The sequence below is a fragment of the Streptomyces sp. NPDC039480 genome (genome assembly GCF_055597165.1).
On the sequence record NZ_JBVITX010000002.1, the window covers coordinates 527,628 to 543,809 of the forward strand.

A 16,182-nucleotide genomic window follows, 5' to 3' on the forward strand; every position below is an offset into this window, starting at 1 on the left:
CCGGGTACCTCAACAATGCGCATGACAAAACCGAAGGAATTTCGGTCACTCAGTCATTCAGAGGGGACCCCCCACATGAAGAAGCCTCTCGTCGGTGTGTGCTTCGCCGCTCTGATACTCGGAGCGACGGCGGCACCAGCGGCGGCCGTCGGCAACGAACCGCCCGCCGCACCGAAGGCCGCGGCCGAGGTCAAGGCCAAGGCCGTCAACTTCGCGGGAACGGTGGCGCTCAGCAACTGCTCCGGATCCGTCGTCCGTGTGCCCTCCTCGCAGCCCGGCGACCCGGCGCTCGTCCTGTCCAACGGGCACTGCCTGGAAGGCGGCTTCCCCGCGCCGGGACAGGTCATCGTCAACAAGGCGTCGTCCCGCAGCTTCACCCTGCTCAACGCCTCCGGAGGCAACGCGGGAACGGTCCGGGCGAGCAAGATCGCGTACGGCACGATGACCGACACGGACATGTCGCTCTACCAACTCACCAGCACCTACCGCGACATCGAGAGCCGGTACGGCATCAAGGCGCTTGAGCTGAACGCGGCGCGGCCCGAGCAGGGCCGGGCGATCACCGTCGCGTCCGGCTACTGGAAAAGGCTGTACAAGTGCAACATCGACGGCTTCGCCTACCGCCTCAAGGAGGGGAGCTGGACCTGGAAGGACTCGGTCCGCTACACCCCCGCCTGCCAGACGATCGGCGGCACATCGGGCTCCCCGGTGATCGACGACGCGACCGGCAAGGTCGTCGCCGTCAACAACACCGGCAACGAGAGCGGTGGCAGGTGCACGGACAACAACCCGTGCGAGGTCGACGAGAACGGCCGGATCACCGTTCGCGAGGGCATCAACTACGCGCAGCAGACGTACTGGATCGTGCCCTGCGTCGGCGCGGGCAACAAGATCGACCTGAGCCGCGCGGGCTGTCAGCTGCCGAAGCCCGCCGGGGTCAAGTAGCCGCAACCGCACGGTGAGCCGCCGCGGTCATGGCCGCGGGTGCCGCCCGGAAGCCCCGTTTCCCAGGGCTCCCGGGCGGCACCCGTGCGTCAGGCGCTCAGGCGCTCAGGCCTCAGGGCGGCGGGCCCTCAGGCGGCCGGTGCCAGCTCGGCCCTGCCGAACAGCAGGGCGTAGCCGGACGGCAGCAGGCAGAGCAGACGGTCGACGAGGTCGGCGTCGACCGCCCGCGCCACGGCGGTGAGGACGGAGCTGACGTCCCATCGGGCGGTCGCCGGCGTGGCCCCCTCCAGACGCAGCGCCACGCTTTCGACGAACTCCGCGGCCGTGAGCGGCCGCACGGCGGGAATCTGCTCGGCGACCAGCTTCGCCGCCTCCGGGGGCAACTGCCGCGCCAGATCGACGCGTTCGTCCCCGATGACGTGGCCGCCGAGTGCGGCCAGCACGACGCGCGTCACGCGCTCGGCCTCCGCGGCGCTCCCGTACTGGCCGGATTCCCTCACCGTCTCGATGAGTTCGCTCCACCCCATCGTGCCCTTCTCCTCCGTTTCGTTGTCGTCGTCGATCGTTCGCGTCGGCTGTGCGGTTGAGCCGTGCGGTCAGCTGTCGATCTGCTTGCGGTCGCCGCCGCCGCTGATGTGGATCTTCCGTGGCTTGGCCCGCTCGGCCACCGGGATGCGGAGCGTCAGGACACCGGCCTCGTACGAGGCGTCGATCCGCTCCGTGTCCAGGGTGTCGCCGAGGAACAGCTGGCGGGAGTAGCTGCCGGTGGGCCGCTCGGCCGCGATCATCTCCACGCCCTCGGGGGCGGGGGAGCGGCGCTCGGCCCGTACGTTCAGCACGTGGCGCTCGACGTCCAGGTCGATCGACTCGGGGTCGACGCCCGGCAGGTCGAAATGGACCACGAAGTCGTCGCCCCGGCGGTAGGCGTCCATCTGCATGCCGGCCGGGCGGGCGCTGCTGAAGGCCTGGTGGGCGAGACGGTCGAACTCGCGGAAGGGGTCGGTACGCATGAGCATCACGGGTCACTCCTCTCCTCAGGTGCTGGGTGCGATGCCCTACGGAAATCTATATAGCCCGGAGGAGGAAAATTGACAAGCCCCGACTCAGGTCTGCGCTGAGGCGGGGCTTGTCGACGGGAGCGGTGACGGGTTTCGGTTCGGCTGGGGAGTGGGCGGTCAGCTGTCGGAGTAGCTGAGGTCTCCCACGGTCCAGGCGCTCACGTCCCGGAGGGCGATGCGGTACATACCGCCGGTCTCGGGCAGGCCCACGCTGCCCTGGAGGATCCGGGCCAGGTGGAAGTGCAGGTGGGTGGGCGGCTCGGTGTCCCGCGGCGGGCCGGATTCCGCTTCGGGGGCCACGAACGCGGAGGCGAAGGGGGCCAGCCGGTCGGAGTCCTTCAGGACTTCGGCGACACGGCGCCGCCACAGGGCTTCGGGGGCCAGTCGTCCGGTGATGACCGCGCCGGCGACGACCACGGTGAGGGACATCTGATTGCTGTGCTCGGACTCCACCAGGGTGGCGATGTCAACGAGCAGCTCGTCAGGCTTCGACATGACTGGTCAGCCTACCGACGTGGCGGGGCCGGTGGGTGCTCGGATACCTCCTCCTCCGCTTCCGAAAATCTATCGCGGCTGGAATAGACATGCGGAAGTCCCGTTGTTAGAGTTCCTGACATAGCCATACGAAGAGCAGTGCCCGTCCGTTCAGCCGGGCGCCCATGCGGTAACAGATGTCCGGCCCGCGGGGCCGGTAGATGGCGTGAAAACCCCTCGGGGCCTGGTGCTGTACGGCACCAGGCCCCTAGACGCGTTCCAGAAGAGGTGCAAATGCCCCCAGAGAACCCCTCGCACGGCAACGACAGGTTCGATGACGACGACTACCCCGCCTACACCATGGGCCGGGCCGCCGAGATGATCGGCGCCACGCCCGGCTTCCTCCGGGCGGTCGGCGAAGCCCGCCTGATCACGCCGCTGCGGTCCGAGGGCGGCCACCGTCGCTACTCGCGCTATCAGCTGCGGGTCGCGGCGCGCGCCCGTGAGCTCGTCGACCAGGGCACGCCGATCGAGGCGGCCTGCCGCATCGTCATCCTCGAGGACCAGCTGGAGGACGCCCTGCGGATGAACGAGGAGCTGCGCCGTCCCGCCGGGTCCGAGTCCGAGGGGGCGCCCGCGTCCTGAGGCCGGCCGTCTCCCGGGCCTTCGCCCGCCAAACGCTGTCTCGCGCCGACCACATATCTGTGACGGCAAATGGAGAATTTCGCGTGATGCGCGATGAGGGTTTATCAGCCGACCGGCGAGCGATATGGAAAACCATGCGCCGGGCGCGATGCCGTGCTACTGTCGTTATCAGTTGCAGTTGTGGTTTCCAGAGACTCCAAGTGCTCCCGTCGGCTTTATGTGCCGGTTGGGGCACTTTGTATTGCCGGTCATTTCCGGACGGGGTAATCATCGCGGCGACGCGGAGTCCGCACAGTGTGGGCTCCACTGGGCACTGCCCCGAAGGAGATATGACATGGCTACTGGCACCGTGAAGTGGTTCAACGCGGAAAAGGGCTTCGGCTTCATCGAGCAGGACGGCGGCGGCGCTGACGTCTTCGCCCACTACTCGAACATCGCCACCCAGGGCTTCCGTGAGCTGCAGGAGGGCCAGAAGGTGAACTTCGACGTCACGCAGGGCCAGAAGGGCCCGCAGGCCGAGAACATCGTTCCCGCCTGACGCTGACGCTGACGCTCACGCGTACTTCGTAGCTGGGGCCCGCACCTTGGGTGCGGGCCCCAGCTCGTTGCGTTTCCGGGGAGTCCGTCTCCCCGGCAGATTGATGGTTCGAGGTTTCGAGCGGTCGGCACCCCGGTGGTCCCATCGGAGAGTGCGACGCTTTTCACCGGCCGATTCGGGATTAATTCACCGGCGGCCGGGAATGTTTTTTCATTTACCCCGGCCGTTCCAGCGATTCTCGGCACCGGTCGGTGCCTCTGAGAATTCCTCGATACGCGCCGCATCGAGGAAGGTTCTTCATGAACCGCTCAAGTCGCACAAACAGCCGACGCCCGGACAACCGCGCCAAGGGACGAGGCCGCCGCCCCGCCGCCCTCCAGGGGGAGTTCGCGCTGCCGGTCACCGTCACCCCGGCCCTGCCCCCCGTCGAGGACTTCGCCGCGCTCGGCCTGCCGGACGGCGTGCTGAAGACCCTCACCGGACTCGGCGTCACCACCCCCTTCCCGATCCAGGCCGCCACGCTGCCGAACTCCCTCGCGGGCCGTGACGTCCTCGGCCGCGGCCGCACCGGATCGGGCAAGACCCTCGCCTTCGGCCTCGCGGTGCTCACCCGCACGGCGGGCCTGCGCGCCGAGCCGCGCCGCCCGCTCGCCCTGATCCTCGTCCCCACCCGCGAGCTCGCCCAGCAGGTGACGGACGCCCTCACCCCGTACGCCAGATCGGTGAAGCTGCGCCTCGCCACCGTGGTCGGCGGCATGTCGATCGGCCGGCAGGCAGGCGCGCTGCGCGCCGGGGCCGAGGTCGTCGTCGCGACGCCGGGACGGCTCAAGGACCTCATCGAGCGCCGCGACTGCCACCTGGACCAGGTCGCCGTCACCGTCCTCGACGAGGCCGACCAGATGGCCGACATGGGCTTCCTGCCCCAGGTCACCGAGCTCCTCGACCAGGTGCGGCCCGACGGGCAGCGGATGCTGTTCTCGGCCACCCTGGACCGCAATGTCGACCTGCTGGTCCGCCGCTACCTCAGCGACCCCGTCGTCCACTCGGTCGACCCGTCGGCCGGCGCGGTCACGACGATGGAGCACCACGTGCTGCACGTCCAGGGCGCCGACAAGTACGCCACCACCACGGAGATCGCCGCCCGCGACGGCCGGGTGATCCTCTTCCTCGACACCAAGCACGCGGTCGACCGGCTCACCACGCACCTGCTGAGCAGCGGCGTGCGCGCGGCGGCCCTGCACGGCGGCAAGTCCCAGCCCCAGCGCACCCGCACGCTGGCCCAGTTCAAGTCCGGCCAGGTCACCGCGCTCGTCGCCACGAACGTCGCGGCGCGCGGCATCCACGTCGACGACCTCGACCTCGTCGTCAACGTCGACCCGCCCGCCGACCACAAGGATTACCTGCACCGCGGCGGCCGCACCGCCCGCGCCGGCGGCTCGGGCAGCGTCGTCACCCTGGTCACCTCGGCGCAGCGGCGCGACATGAGCCGCCTCCTTGCCGCCGCCGGCATCCGGCCGCATACCGCCCAAGTGGCCTCCGGCGAGCCGGAACTGGCGCGCATCACCGGCGCCCAGGCCCCCTCGGGCACCCCGGTGACCATCCCGGCACCGCCGAAGGCGGCCTCCGAACGCGGCGGTTCCTCCTCCTCCCGCGGCCGCCGCCCCCGCGACGGCCGCGCGCGCCGCGCCTACGCCGCCCGCACGCGGACCGACTCCGCGGCCTGAACCCGGACCGGGCCTGCCTGCCCGGCAGGCCCGGAGCCCCGTTCGACTCACTCACCGGCCCTCTCCCTCTGTGAGGCACCATGCGCTGCGTCATCGCCCGCTTCCCCTTCGACCTCTTCAAGAGCGAGGTCGAAGCGGCCATGAAGGGCGTCAAGCCCGAACCCGTCACGGGCGAGTCCGTGATCATCGGCCGCCGCCACTACCCCGTCAAGCAGGTGGGGGAAGTGGTCACCCGGCAGGACCGCCGCGACTTCTCGGCCGCCGAGGTCACCAGGGCGCTGACGGGCCTCGGCTTCACCTGCCGCCCCGCACCGGCCCCGGCCGCGCCCGAGCCCGTCGAGACGGCGTGGCCCACGACCATCGTCTGACGGGTCGGCTCACATAGGCGCGGCGTGTGCCGGGCGTCGCGTCGCGAGTGCCGCCGCGCCCGGCAGCCAGCCGAGAAGCAGCCCCCACAGGGCGCCGAACAGGGCACCCGTCACCGGGAGCAGCAGCCAGCCCAAGGCGTCCGCCTCGATCATGCGGGCCGCGACCAGACCACGCCACGCGCCCGCCACTGCCGCGCCCGCGATGAGCGCCGTCCAGCCCGCGAGCAGCCGGCGGCCCCTGCCCGCGCCGGGGCGCACGCGCAGGTGACGGCGCATGCGCGCGGCGGCCGCCGCGATCAGGAGCAGGGCGGCGAAGTTCTCGCAGAGCTGCCAGGACCAGTCCGTCGCGCCCAGCGGTGTCGCCCGCAGGCCCGGCAGCGCGAAGGGCACACCGAGCGCGCTCGGCACGACCGAGAGACCCGCCCGCGCCGTGAACGCGGTGAGCAGCGTGGCACTGCCGTGCGCCAGGACGAGCAGCAGACAGACACCGGCCACCACCGCCGTGGCGTCCGCCCGTGCCCGCACCGCGTCGATCGTCGTCCGCATGGCGCGCCACTGTAGGCCGCCACGGCCGCCGCGGGCAGGGTCCCGGCCGGAAAAAGTGAACAATGCTCAGGTCTGTTGCGGCGGGGGTCGCGCGATCTACCATCCCGGCCATGAAGTCCCTTGCCGCATGGCGCACTTGGGCGGTCGGTGCGGTGGTGCTCGCCGTCGCGGCCGCGCTGCTGGTCGCCGTCGGCCCGGAGGGCGCGGGGGCGGGGCGCGCCGACACCGCGAGCGGCCACCGGTGGATCACCGACCGGCAGGGGCGCGCCCTGGTCCTGCGGGGGCTGTCCACGGCGAGCAGCGCCAAGCAGGCGGCGGACGGCATGCCGTGGATCGCGGAGAAGGACGTCGCACGTGAACGGCGCGAGCTGGGCACGAATTTCGTCCGCTTCCTCCTCCAGTGGCGCAAGGTCGAGCCGGCTCCGGGGACGTACGACAGGACGTATCTGAAGCGGGTCGCCGAGCGGGTGCGGTGGTACGGCGAGCGCGGCTACCACGTGCTGCTCGACATGCACCAGGACCTGTACGGCCCGCGCGTCGGGGGAAACGGCGCGCCCCCGTGGGCCACGGAGACGGACGGGCTGACGTCCGCCCCCACCGACCCCTGGGAACTCGGCTACGCCGAGCCCGGGACCGTCCGCGCCTTCGACCGTTTCTGGGGGACGGTCGAAGGCGGCGGGCGTGACCTGCGGAAGCACTACGTCGGCGCCCTGCGGGAGGTGGCCAGGCACTTCGCCGACGACGACACCGTCATCGGCTACGACCTGATGAACGAGCCGTGGGGCGGCAGCGTGCAGGGCCCCGCGTTCGAGTCGGGGCCGCTGGCCCGGCTCTACCAGGACGGCATCGACGCCATCCGCACCGTCGACCGCGACCACTGGCTCTTCGTCGAACCGTCCGCCATCGGCGCCAACTGGGGCTTCGCCACCGGGCTTCCGCGCCTCGACGACCCGCGGGGCGACGGCGACGCGGCGCGCATCGCGTACGCGCCCCACCTCTACCCCCTCCCCATGGACCTCGGCGGCGGCTACACCGGCAGCGCCAAGGGGCAGGTCGACGCGTCCCTGCGGTCCTGGCGCGAGCAGACGGAGAAGACCGCGCGGCGGCTCGGGGCGCCCGTGGTCATCGGCGAGTTCGGGCTCGACGTGGGGCTGCCGGGAGCCATGGAGTACGTCGAGAAGGTGCAGCGGATGGCCGACGGGATGGGGGCGGGGTTCGCGTACTGGTCCAACGACCCCGGGAGCTGGGCGCCGTGGGACACCGAGATGCGGCCGACCGCGCTGCTGCCCGTCCTCGACCGGCCCTACCCGCGGGCCGTCGCGGGGGACCCGGTCGCGTACCGCTGGGACGAGGCGCGGAAGACGCTGACCGTCGGCTGGCGGGGGAAGGCGGGCGTGCGGGGCGGTACGGAGGTGTATCTGCCGGCGCGGCATTTCCCCGAGGGAGCGCGGGTGACGGGCGGCGAGCAGCAGTCCTGGCGCCCCAAGTCCCGCACCTTGACGCTCCGTTCGGGCCCCGGTGCGCACTCTGTCCGCATCACACCACGTGGGTGAAATGGAAGAGTTCCACCCCTTGTTCCGGCTGCACAGGGACCCCAAGAATGCCGTCTGACAATCACACGACAGGCGTACGTCATGAGGGGGGCTCCACAGATGGGCAAGAAGAGCAACGTGGTCGCGGGCGGACTGCTCGCCCTGGCGCTGACCGGGGCGAGCGCGATACCCGCGTTCGCGGGGAACACCGGGGGGAACGACCGGCCGGCCCGGCAGGCGCAGGGCAAGGCCAAGCCCAAGGCGGTCGACTTCGCGGGGACGGTCGCGCTCAGCAACTGTTCCGGCTCCGTCGTCCGCGCGCCCAAGTCGAAGGCGAGCGACCCGGCGCTCGTCCTCACCAACGGCCACTGCCTGGAGACCGGGTTCCCCGCCGCCGGTGAGGTCGTCGTGGACCGGCCGTCCACCCGCACCTTCAAGCTGCTCGACGCGGAGGCGAACGACGTCGCCACGCTCAAGGCGTCCAAGATCGCCTACGCGACCATGACGGACACCGACATCACCCTCTACCGGCTCACCAGCAGCTACCGCGACATCACGCGGAAGTACGGCATCAAGCCGCTGGAGCTGGAGGACGACCACCCGGTGAAGGGGCGGGCCGTCACGGTGGTCTCCGGGTACTGGAAGAAGACCTACAGCTGCAACATCGACGGATTCGTGTACCGCATGAAGGAGGGCGAGTGGACCTGGAAGGACTCGGTCCGCTACACCCCCGCCTGCCAGACCATCGGCGGCACGTCCGGCTCGCCGGTGATCGACCACAAGACCGGCAAGGTCACCGCGGTCAACAACACGGGGAACGAGGACGGCGAGCGCTGCACCGTCAACAACCCCTGTGAGATCGACCGCAAGGGCAACGTCACCGTGCGCAAGGGCATCAACTACGCCCAGCAGACGTACGGCATCGTGCCCTGCGTCGGCAAGGGCAGCAAGATCGACCTGGGCCGCAAGGGCTGCAAGCTGCCCCGTCCTGCCTGACGCGTCACGGCGTCCGGCGTACGGCGCGTCCCGCGAGGACGTCCGTGCGCCGGCCGTCCCGCATCACGAACCGGCCGTCGATCAGGACGTGCGGAATGCCGGTCGGATACGTCCGCGGAGCCTCGAACGTCGACCCCGCGGCGACCGTCTCCGGGTCGAAGAGCACCAGGTCGGCGCGGTAGCCCTCCCGGACGACACCCCGGTCGGGGAGCCGGAGGCGCGCGGCGGGCCGTGCGGTGAGGTGGGCGACGGTCTCTTCGAGCGACATGACGCCGAGCTCCCGCGCGTACCGCCCGAGATACTGCGGGAACGTGCCGTACGCGCGCGGGTGCGGCTTGTAGCCCTGCAGGATGCCGTCGCTGCCGCCCGTGTGCACACGGTGCCGCATGATCGCCTGGACGTTCTCCTCATGGCCGACGTGCTGAAGGATCGTCGAACCCAGATTGTCGTTGATGAGCAGACGCCGCGCGGTGATCCAGGGGGCCTCGCCGCGTGCGTCGGCGGACTGCTGGATCGTCTTCCCCACGCAGGACGCGAGCCCCGGATCGCTCACTCCGGAGATCTCGATCGTGTCCCACTCGATGGGTACGCCGTGACAGCCGTCGGCGCCGATGACCTCCATGTGGTGGCGGATCTTCTCGGCGGTCGCGTCGTCCCGGAGCCGGGCGAGGATCGCGTCGGGCCCGCCCTCGCTCGCCCAGCTCGGCAGCATGGCGACGAGGGTCGTGCAGCCCGGGGTGTACGGGTACGTGTCGAGGGTGATGTCCGCGCCGTCCGCGAGCGCCTCGTCGAGGAGGGCGAGCAGGTCCGGCGCCTTCCCCTTGTTCACACCGAAGTTCATGGTGGCGTGGGCCAGGTGGAGCGGGCAGCGGGCGGTCCGGGTGAGGGTCACCATCTCCTCGTACGCCTGGAGGGCGCCGGCGCCGTAACTGCGGTGATGAGGGCAGTAGTAGCCGCCGTGGGCCGCCACGACTCTGCAGAGTTCAGTCAGCTCGGAGTCGTCGGCGTACATGCCGGGGGTGTAGGTGAGGCCGGACGACATCCCGACCGCGCCCTCGCTCATCCCTTCCGCCACGAGCTGCTTCATCCGCTCCAGCTCGGCGGGGGTCGCCGGGCGGTCGTCCCAGCCCAGCGCGTACATGCGGACGGTGCCCTGGGGGATGAGGTAGGCGGCGTTGACGGCGGTGCCGCGGCCGCCGTGGGCGGAGTCGAGGGCGTCGAGATAGCCGCCGACGGTACGCCATGAGAAGTCGATGTCGCTGCCGTCCCCGTTCCACCCGGTGATGGCCTGACGGACCTGGGCGAGCGTGCGGTCGTCCACGGGGGCGTAGCTCAGGCCGTCCTGGCCGATGACCTCCAGGGTGACGCCCTGGGCGGCCTTCGCGGTGTGTTCGGGGTCTCGGAGGAGGGCGAGGTCGCTGTGGGCGTGCATGTCTATGAAGCCGGGTGCCAGTGCGAGGCCTTGCGCGTCGAGGGTGGCCTGCCCTGTCGGGCGGGGCCCCGCCGCCTCCCCCTCCCGATGGATCTCGACGATCCTTCCGTCCTGTACGCCGACGTCGGCGCGGTAGGAGGCACCTCCGGTGCCGTCTATGACGCGTGCGTCCCGGATCACCAGGTCCATGGGGGTGCCTTCCTCTGCATTGCGTTTGACTGCGGGTGCTCGGTGGTGCCCCCGGCCTCCGGCCGGGGCTTACTGTTCCCACCCGCACCACCCGTGCGACTTTCGTCGTCGGGTGCGGGTGGCCCCAGCGGGGGTGGCCCGCCGTCGGCGGCGATGGGGTGAGTGGGTGGGTGTAGCCCCTACTCCCGCTCTGCGGTGGGGGTGAACGGGTGGGTGGGTGGGAGGTTTCCGCCGCGGAGCGGCGGGTCAGGGGTGTCCACCCGAGGGCCGCAGGTGGCCCCGGGCCGCCAGGGGTGGCCGGCCCCTACTCCCGCTCTGCGGTGCGGGGTGAACGGGTGGGTGGGTGGGAGGTATCCGCCGCGGAGCGGCGGGACAGGACACCCCCCCAGACGCCCCCGTCAGAAAAATGTGCGGATGTAGGAGACGACCGCCCCATCCCCCTCCACCACCGGAATCAACTGCCACTTGTCGAACACCGTGCACGGGTGCGAAAGACCCATGCCGAGCCAGTCGCCCACCGCAAGCTCCGCCTCCGGCGAGGTCCGCAGCCACCCGTGCTGGTCGGAGAGACCGGAGACCGTGATCCCGGTCGCGGGGCGCTCCACCCCGTCCCGGTGGACGACCTGCGCCACGGGCAGGTCCAGGTCGTACGCCGCGTCCCGCTTCCCCGCGTTGGTGAACGCCTGCTCCGCGGAGGGCCGCGATACGACCTGCGCCCAGAGCCGGAAGGCGGGCTCCAGCGCACCCTCCTCGGGGACGCGGTTGAAGGGCGTGAGATGCCGGTAGTGACCGTCGTCGTGGGAGACGTACGCACCGGAGCGCAGCAACTTCAGGACGGGCAGCGACAGTTCGGGGACCTCCGCGAAGACCGACGCCACGGCGTCGAACCACGCGCTGCCGCCCGCGCTGACCACGACCTCCGGCAGGTCCGCGAACCGTCCCGCCTTGTCGAGGTCGACGAGGAGTGCGACGAGCCGGCGCAGCCACGCCGTGACCGCCTCGGCCGACGCCTCCGGCACCTCCCCCTCGTACCCGGCGACGCCCACGAGCCGCAGCGTGTCCGCGGCGGCGACGGCGTTGGCGATCTCGAAGCACTCCGCCTCGGTCCGCACACCCGTGCGCGCCCCGTCGCCCGCGGCCAGCTCGATGACGACGTCCACCGGGCGGCTCGCGCCCGCCTCGCCGAGGGCGGCGTGCATCAGTTCGACGCCGCGGACGGAGTCGACGTAACAGATGAAGCGGAAGGAGGGGTCGGAGTCCAGCTCGCCGGCCACCCACCGCAGCGCGGCCGCGTCGACCAGTTCGTTCGCGAGGAAGATCCGGGGGGTGCCGAACGCCCGTGCCACGCGCACCTGGTGGGGGACGGCCAGCGTGATGCCCCAGGCGCCGCGCTCCATCTGGCGGGCGAAGAGCTGGGGGGCCATGGACGTCTTGCCGTGCGGCGCGAAGGCGAGGCCGTGGCGCTCGGCGTACGTCTCCATGAGAGCGAGGTTGTGCTCCAGGCGCTCGGCGGAGAGTGCGAGGACCGGGGTGGTGAAGCCGCCGGTGAAGAGGTTCCTGCGCTGGGCCGCGAGCTCGCCGACGGTGAGGCCCGCCGCGTCCGGCGGCAACCCCTTGAAGCGGTGGTCGACCCGCTCGTCCGCGAGCGCGGCCAGCGCGTCGGCGGACCGGTCGCCGGCGGTTTCGGGGGCGGTGTCGACGGCGTCGTCGGCGGCCATGGGCGCCTCCTCCAGAGGTGCGTTGCAGCATGTGCAACAGTGATTGCGTATGTCGCTTACCGCTGTCTAACATCCGAGCCAACGCCGGGTCAACGGATCCGGAGAGTCGGTTGAGGGGCTGGAAGATCGTGACCGCACAGGCAGCCGCACGGCCCGCCGAGGAGACGAACGCCCGCGCGGCGGTGGACGTCGTGGCGCTCGGCGAGTCCATGGTCACCTTCCTGCCCGCACGGCCGGGACGCCTCGCCGACGTGCCCTCCTTCGACCGCGGGATCGGCGGCGCCGAGTCCAACGTCGTGTGCGCGCTCGCCGCCGCCGGGCACACCGCCCGCTGGGTCAGCCGCGTCGGCACCGACGGCTTCGGCGACCACCTCGTCGAGACGATCGCGCGCTACGGAGTGGACACCTCCGCCGTGGGCCGCGACCCGCACCGCCCCACCGGCATCTACTTCCGCACCGCCGACGACCGCGACACCGCCACCCACGAGGTCGTCTACTACCGCGCGGGCTCCGCCGCCTCCGCCATGTCCCCGGGCTCCGTCGACGAGGGCGCCCTCACCGCCGCCCGCATCCTGCACCTGTCGGGCATCACGCCCGCGCTCTCCGCCGACTGCCTGGATCTCGTACGCCACCTCTGCGCCCGGCGCGCCGACCGCGGCCCGCTCGTCTCCTTCGACGTCAACCACCGCCCCGGACTGTGGAAGGGCGCCCCGGAAGGGCCCGCCGTCCTGCTCGACCTCGCACGCGGCGCCGACCTCGTCTTCGTCGGCGAGGACGAGGCCGCGACGGCCTGGGGTGTGACCGGCGGCCCGGACGCGATCCGCGCCGCCCTGCCCGAGCCCGCCACCCTCGTCGTCAAGCAGGGCAGCCGCGGCGCGACCGTCTTCCGGCACGGCGAGGACCCCGTGTTCCAGGCCGCCCTGCGCGTGGCCGTCGTCGCCCCCGTCGGCGCCGGTGACGCCTTCGCCGCCGGCTTCCTCTCCGCCACCCTGCGCGGGCTGCCCCCCGCGCACCGCCTGCGCCACGGCCATCTGATGGCCGCCGCCGCCCTCACCGTCCCCGGCGATCTCGCCCCTCCCCCCGCCCGCGCACACGCCGACCGCCTCGCCGCCCTGGACGACGCCGCCTGGGAGACACTTCGTCTCGGCCCCGGCTGGACGGATCACGCCCCGGAGGACACCGAGGCCGACGAGGAGGTACGTAACCCATGAGCCAGACCGTCGACCGCGCGCTCTCGATCCTGCCGCTGCTCGCCGAGGGCCCCGCCGACCTGGGCCAGGTCGCCGACCGGCTCGGCGTCCACAAGTCCACGGCGCTCAGGCTCCTGCGCACCCTCCACGAGCACGGTCTCGTCTTCCGCCAGACCGACCAGCGCTACCGCCTCGGCGCGCGCCTCTTCGCGCTCGCCCAGGAGGCCGTCGAGAACCTCGACGTGCGCGAGATCGCCCACCCCCACCTCCTCGCCCTCAACGAGAAGTGCGGCCACACGGTCCACCTCGCCGTGTACGAGGAGCAGGAGGTGCTGTACATCGACAAGGTCGAGAGCCGCTATCCGGTGCGGATGTACTCCCGTATCGGCAAGCCGGTGGCCATCACCGTCGCCGCCGTGGCGAAGCTGCTGCTCTCCGACTTCCCGGAAGCCGAGCGCCGCGCGATCGCGGAGAAGCTCGACTACCCCACCTACACGTCCCGTTCGACACCCAACGCCGCTGCCTTTCTCCGGGAGCTGGACAAGGTGCGCGAACAGGGCTGGGCCACCGACCTCGGTGGCCACGAGGAGTCCATCAACTGCATCGGGGCCCCCATCCGCGGTGCGGACGGGCGTGTCGTCGCCGCCATGTCGGTCTCCGCGCCGAACGTCGTCGTCACCGCCGAGGAACTCCTCACCCTCCTCCCGCTGGTGCGCCGCACGGCGGACGCCATCAGCCGGGAGTACTCCGGCGCCGCGCCCGATGCGAAAACCGTCCCTCTCAAGGAAGCCTGATCAGCGAATGACCGAGAAGACCGCACTCACCCCGGCCACCCACACCACCCCGCCCGCGAAGTTCTCCCACGGCGTGAAGAAGGGCAACATCCTCCAGGTCGCGGGGCAGGTCGGCTTCCTGCCCGCCGAGGAGGGCAAGGCCCCCACCCCCGCGGGCCCGACCCTGCGCGAGCAGACCCTCCAGACGTTCGCCAACGTCAAGGCGATCCTCGAAGAGGGCGGCGCCACCTGGGACGACGTGATGATGATGCGCGTCTACCTCACGGACGTGGACCACTTCGCGGAGATGAACGAGATCTACAACGCGTACTTCGAGGAGCAGGGCCTGAAGGCCCCCGCCTCCGCCCGCACCACCGTCTACGTGGGTCTGCCCAAGGGCCTGCTCATCGAGATCGACGCGCTCGCCGTCCTGAGCTGACCCACATCACCACCCCGCAAGCCGTACGTCGTCACGGCACGGCGCCTCACACCCACGAGGCGCCGTGCCGCGATCCCCCCTGCTCCGAAAGCCCCATGCACTTACGAGGTCAACGATGTCCCCGTCCCACACCGCCGTGCTCGCGGCCGCCCCCGCCGCCGAGGCACCACCTCACACCGGCGGTCTCCTCGCCCTGATCGACGGCACGGCAGGCCTGCTGACCGTCGCCGCGCTCGGCATCCTGCTGCTGCTCTTCCTGATCATCAAGGTCAGGCTGCAGCCCTTCGTGGCGCTCCTCGCGGTCTCCATAGCCGTCGGCCTCGCGGCCGGCCTCTCCGTCACCGAACTCTTCGGCACCGTCCAGAAGTCCGACGCCGTCTCGGTCATCGAGTCGGGCATGGGCGGCATCCTCGGCCATGTGGCGATCATCATCGGTCTCGGCACGATGCTCGGCGCGATCCTCGAGGTCTCCGGCGGCGCCGAGGTACTGGCCTCCCGCCTGCTCGGCCTCTTCGGCGAGAAGCGCGCCCCGCTGGCCATGGGCCTGACGGGTCTGATCTTCGGCATCCCCGTCTTCTTCGACGTCGGCATCTTCGTCCTCGCGCCGATCGTCTACGCCGCCGCCAAGCGCAGCGGCAAGTCGATCCTCCTCTACTGCCTCCCCCTGCTCGCGGGTCTCTCCATGACCCACGCGTTCCTGCCCCCGCACCCCGGCCCCGTGGCCGCCGCCGGTCTGCTGAAGGTGGACCTCGGCTGGGTCATCCTGATGGGCATCGTCTGCGGTATCCCCGCGGTGCTCGCCGCCTGGGTGTTCTCCGCGTGGGTCGGCAAGCGCATCTTCGTGCCCGTCCCGCAGGACATGGTCGAGGCCGCCGAGGAGGCGAAGGCGGCGGTCGTCGCCGAGCAGCGCGCCGCCGGGGTGGAGCCGCGCGAGAAGCCGGTGCCGCTGGGCATCGTCTTCGCGATCATCGGAACGCCGCTGTTCCTGATCCTCCTCGCAACCTTCTCGTCGATCGCCTTCGACCCCTCCACCCCGCGAAGCGTCATCGAGTTCTTCGGCAGCCCGTTCGTGGCCCTGACGATCGCGCTCCTGATGGCGTACTACCTGCTGGGCATCCGGCGCGGCTGGTCGCGCAAGTCCCTGGAGACGGTGTCGACCTCGTCCCTCAAGCCGGTCGGCAACATCCTCCTGGTCGTCGGCGCGGGCGGCATCTTCGGCGCCGTCCTGAAGGCCAGCGGCGTCGCCAAGGCCCTCTCGGACACCTTCCAGGACGTGGGCCTGCCCATCATCGTCCTCGCCTACCTGCTCTCCCTGGTGCTGCGCGTCGCCCAGGGCTCGGCGACGGTCGCGATCGTCACGACGGCCGGCATCGTCGCCCCGCTCCTCGCCGAGGGCGACCACTCCCAGGCCTTCGTCGCCCTGGTCATCATGGCGATCTCGGCGGGTTCCATCTTCGCCTCGCACGTCAACGACGGCGGCTTCTGGATGGTCGCGAAGTACTTCGGCATCAGCGAGCGGGACACGCTGAAGACGTGGACGGTGCTGGAGTCGGTGCTGTCGGTGGCCGGGTTCGCGGTGGCGGCCCTGGTCAGCCTGTTCGTGTGACAGGCCGAC

General features: G+C 71.2%; 17 protein-coding genes. 11 read left to right on the plus strand and 6 right to left on the minus strand.

The features are described from left to right. Positions 1-75 precede the first annotated feature (75 nt). Positions 76-945, plus strand: a complete 870-nt coding sequence (locus ACZ56E_RS08450) for a S1 family peptidase (protein WP_471212369.1) — start codon at positions 76-78, stop codon at positions 943-945. A 128-nt stretch (positions 946-1,073) separates the two neighbouring features. Here the strand turns inward: ACZ56E_RS08450 and ACZ56E_RS08455 are convergent, their stop codons facing one another. The 3 genes from ACZ56E_RS08455 to ACZ56E_RS08465 all read right to left on the minus strand — a co-directional run bounded on the left by ACZ56E_RS08455 (position 1,074) and on the right by ACZ56E_RS08465 (position 2,498). Further along, a complete protein-coding gene (locus ACZ56E_RS08455) occupies positions 1,074-1,472 on the minus strand; it encodes a DUF2267 domain-containing protein (protein WP_468604935.1) in 399 nt (132 codons plus the stop codon). A 69-nt stretch (positions 1,473-1,541) separates the two neighbouring features. Continuing rightward, positions 1,542-1,961 carry an Hsp20/alpha crystallin family protein gene (locus ACZ56E_RS08460; protein WP_471212373.1) on the minus strand — a complete coding sequence of 140 codons (420 nt, stop codon included), beginning with the start codon at positions 1,959-1,961 and terminating at the stop codon, positions 1,542-1,544. Positions 1,962-2,120: 159 nt separating this feature from the next. Further along, complete coding sequence (locus ACZ56E_RS08465; RefSeq protein ID WP_468604939.1) at positions 2,121-2,498, minus strand: hypothetical protein; 378 nt, start codon at positions 2,496-2,498, stop codon at positions 2,121-2,123. A gap of 273 nt (positions 2,499-2,771) precedes the next feature. Here ACZ56E_RS08465 and ACZ56E_RS08470 point away from each other — a divergent pair, with 273 nt between their 5' ends. The 4 genes from ACZ56E_RS08470 (at position 2,772) to ACZ56E_RS08485 (ending at position 5,752) form a co-directional block, all read left to right on the plus strand. Continuing rightward, positions 2,772-3,122 carry a MerR family transcriptional regulator gene (locus tag ACZ56E_RS08470; RefSeq protein ID WP_398300666.1) on the plus strand — a complete coding sequence of 117 codons (351 nt, stop codon included), beginning with the start codon at positions 2,772-2,774 and terminating at the stop codon, positions 3,120-3,122. Positions 3,123-3,456: 334 nt separating this feature from the next. Continuing rightward, a complete protein-coding gene (locus ACZ56E_RS08475) occupies positions 3,457-3,660 on the plus strand; it encodes a cold-shock protein (protein WP_046930152.1) in 204 nt (67 codons plus the stop codon). A 299-nt stretch (positions 3,661-3,959) separates the two neighbouring features. Then, positions 3,960-5,384 carry a DEAD/DEAH box helicase gene (locus tag ACZ56E_RS08480; protein WP_471212376.1) on the plus strand — a complete coding sequence of 475 codons (1,425 nt, stop codon included), beginning with the start codon at positions 3,960-3,962 and terminating at the stop codon, positions 5,382-5,384. 80 nt (positions 5,385-5,464) lie between these two features. Further along, complete coding sequence (locus ACZ56E_RS08485) at positions 5,465-5,752, plus strand: SCO5918 family protein (RefSeq protein WP_471212378.1); 288 nt, start codon at positions 5,465-5,467, stop codon at positions 5,750-5,752. Positions 5,753-5,761: 9 nt separating this feature from the next. On the opposite strand, the gene ACZ56E_RS08490 is transcribed toward ACZ56E_RS08485, so the two are convergent. Beyond that, positions 5,762-6,298 carry a hypothetical protein gene (locus tag ACZ56E_RS08490; protein WP_471212381.1) on the minus strand — a complete coding sequence of 179 codons (537 nt, stop codon included), beginning with the start codon at positions 6,296-6,298 and terminating at the stop codon, positions 5,762-5,764. A gap of 110 nt (positions 6,299-6,408) precedes the next feature. Here ACZ56E_RS08490 and ACZ56E_RS08495 point away from each other — a divergent pair, with 110 nt between their 5' ends. Further along, positions 6,409-7,851: a cellulase family glycosylhydrolase gene (locus ACZ56E_RS08495; protein WP_471212383.1), complete on the plus strand. Its 1,443-nt coding sequence runs from the start codon at positions 6,409-6,411 to the stop codon at positions 7,849-7,851. 99 nt (positions 7,852-7,950) lie between these two features. Continuing rightward, a complete protein-coding gene (locus tag ACZ56E_RS08500) occupies positions 7,951-8,826 on the plus strand; it encodes a trypsin-like serine peptidase (RefSeq protein WP_471212385.1) in 876 nt (291 codons plus the stop codon). A gap of 4 nt (positions 8,827-8,830) precedes the next feature. Here the strand turns inward: ACZ56E_RS08500 and ACZ56E_RS08505 are convergent, their stop codons facing one another. Both ACZ56E_RS08505 and ACZ56E_RS08510 read right to left on the minus strand, forming a co-directional pair. Continuing rightward, positions 8,831-10,447 carry an N-acyl-D-amino-acid deacylase family protein gene (locus ACZ56E_RS08505; RefSeq protein WP_471212387.1) on the minus strand — a complete coding sequence of 539 codons (1,617 nt, stop codon included), beginning with the start codon at positions 10,445-10,447 and terminating at the stop codon, positions 8,831-8,833. Between the two features lie 398 nt (positions 10,448-10,845). Further along, the gene (locus ACZ56E_RS08510; protein WP_471212389.1) at positions 10,846-12,165 is read right to left on the minus strand and encodes an amino acid deaminase; all 1,320 of its coding nucleotides are present in this window, start codon (positions 12,163-12,165) and stop codon (positions 10,846-10,848) included. Between the two features lie 128 nt (positions 12,166-12,293). Here ACZ56E_RS08510 and ACZ56E_RS08515 point away from each other — a divergent pair, with 128 nt between their 5' ends. The 4 genes from ACZ56E_RS08515 (at position 12,294) to ACZ56E_RS08530 (ending at position 16,173) form a co-directional block, all read left to right on the plus strand. Then, on the plus strand, positions 12,294-13,376 hold the full coding sequence (locus ACZ56E_RS08515) for a sugar kinase (protein ID WP_471212391.1): 1,083 nt from the start codon (positions 12,294-12,296) through the stop codon (positions 13,374-13,376). Next, positions 13,373-14,149, plus strand: coding sequence for an IclR family transcriptional regulator (locus tag ACZ56E_RS08520; RefSeq protein ID WP_471212394.1), 777 nt, complete (start codon positions 13,373-13,375; stop codon positions 14,147-14,149). Before ACZ56E_RS08515 ends, ACZ56E_RS08520 begins: the two co-directional genes overlap by 4 nt. A 7-nt stretch (positions 14,150-14,156) precedes the next feature. Next, positions 14,157-14,567: a RidA family protein gene (locus ACZ56E_RS08525; protein ID WP_361055398.1), complete on the plus strand. Its 411-nt coding sequence runs from the start codon at positions 14,157-14,159 to the stop codon at positions 14,565-14,567. A gap of 115 nt (positions 14,568-14,682) precedes the next feature. Then, a complete protein-coding gene (locus ACZ56E_RS08530) occupies positions 14,683-16,173 on the plus strand; it encodes a GntP family permease (RefSeq protein ID WP_468604958.1) in 1,491 nt (496 codons plus the stop codon). Positions 16,174-16,182: the final 9 nt, after the last annotated feature.